The 1794-nt window shown below is 61.5% G+C and carries 1 protein-coding gene and 1 pseudogene; one reads left to right on the top strand and one right to left on the bottom strand.

Going from position 1 to position 1794, the window contains the following annotated elements; translation table 11 throughout:
- Positions 1-134 precede the first annotated feature (134 nt).
- A pseudogene (locus tag AB4Y34_RS41525) lies at positions 135-1151 on the top strand (IS91 family transposase); the annotation flags it as partial.
- A gap of 425 nt (positions 1152-1576) precedes the next feature.
- Here AB4Y34_RS41525 and AB4Y34_RS41520 read toward each other — a convergent pair.
- Positions 1577-1794 (bottom strand): hypothetical protein (locus AB4Y34_RS41520; protein WP_368719268.1); only part of this gene is annotated, 218 nt, incomplete at its 5' end.

The following is a 1794-nucleotide window of genomic DNA, read 5'->3' as shown; positions in this document are numbered from 1 at the left end:
CATCCGACAAGGTCATCGCCATGCTCAAGGCGAGGCTTTAATGGAGAGTAGCAGGGGCGCGGGCTCCCCGGCTCGCGCTCGATCGACGTGTCTACTCCACATACGGAAAGACTCCCCATAAGGCACGTAATGGAGTGCGCTCCATTACCTGCCGCAACCGGCACTGCCCGAAGTGCCAGTCGTTCGCCCGCGCAGAGTGGCTCGACCGCCGTCAGGCGGACCTGCTGCCCGTGCCGTACTTCCATGTGGTATTCACCGTGCCGCAGGAGATCTCGGCCCTTGCATTCCAGAACAAGCGCACCGTCTACGACATCCTGTTTCAGGCAACTGCCGAAACGCTGCAGACAATCGCCGCGGATCCTAGGCATCTTGGCGCCACGATCGGCTTCATCGCGCTCCTGCACACCTGGGGGCAGAATCTGGTCCACCATCCCCATCTGCACTGCGTGGTTCCTGGTGGCGGCCTGGCTGCCGACGGCACGCGCTGGGTGGCGTGTAGGCCTGGGTTCTTCCTGCCGGTGCGCGTGCTCTCCCGCCTGTTCCGTCGACTGTTTCTCGAACGCCTGCAACATGCGTTCGATGCCGGCACCCTGGGTTTCTTCGCGTCACTGGCCCATCTGTCCGAGCCGGGCGAGTTTGCCCGCTATCTGTCGGGCACGCGTCGTACCGAATGGGTGGTCTATGTCAAGGAGCCGTTCGGTGGTCCGCAGCAGGTGCTCGACTATCTCGGCCGCTATACCCACCGCGTTGCGATCTCCAACCACCGGCTGCTCAGTCTCACTGACGGGCACGTGACGTTTCGCTGGAAAGACTATCGTCATCCAGACAAGCCACGCGTCATGCGCCTGCACGTTCACGAGTTCCTGCGCCGCTTCCTGCTGCACGTGCTGCCCCGCGGACTGCAACGGATACGCCACTACGGGCTGCTTAGCAACCGGCTGCGCGTGACCCGCATTGCCGCATGCCGACACCTGCTTGGCGCACAGCCTGCCCAAGCCCGGACGACGCCCAGACCTGATTACCGCGATCGTTACGCGCAGTTGACCGGCCGATCGCTGCGCGACTGCCCGGTCTGCAGACACGGTCACATGATCTGCATCGCATGCCTCCTGCCTGGCGCGTTACCCCGGGCACCGCCGAACCACCCATGAAACCCGAATCGTCACCACTGGCACGCAGGAACCGATACGTCCTCACGGCTCCGCTGGACACGCATGTCCGCTGCGATCCCGGCCTGCCTTCTACGCGTGACGAACCTGTTCGCGACCCACCAAGATCGCACGCGCCTGGCCGAATCGTGTGCCTAGCACCGCCCGTATGCATGCTTCAATCCCGGAAGCCAATCGCCACAGCCATCCCACGCCAATTCAATTCCCATAGCCACCGTCAGTGGAGCGGTTTAGCTCAACGAATTGTTAGCGGAACGGGAACGGCCCGTTCGCCGTGCCTGCGAGTAACTCATTGCGCCGTTCCCGTTCCGCTAACAATCCTCTGGGTTATCAACACGAAAATCACCAAGGCGCAAGCGGAAACTGTCCTCGATACCGCAACGAAGCTGTTTGATCTCATCGTCGAATCAAACGGAATCAGCGAAGACATGCCTAAAAGGGAAGCCCTTTATGACAAGTTTGTCTTCGGAGTGCTCGCCGAGGTCATGCTGGATACAACTCTCTAGCAGGCTGTTGAAAAGCGCCCCGTCATGACGACCGAAGCTACGTTCAGGAGACTTGCGCGTGCAATTTCCCGCTGAATTACCGGTTTGCCGCGCGATCCGCGCGGGGCATGCGCACGCAT

The organism is Paraburkholderia sp. BR10954 (genome assembly GCF_040965775.1).
Lineage (GTDB): Bacteria > Pseudomonadota > Gammaproteobacteria > Burkholderiales > Burkholderiaceae > Paraburkholderia > Paraburkholderia youngii.
This window is presented reverse-complemented; position numbering and strand designations above follow the sequence as displayed.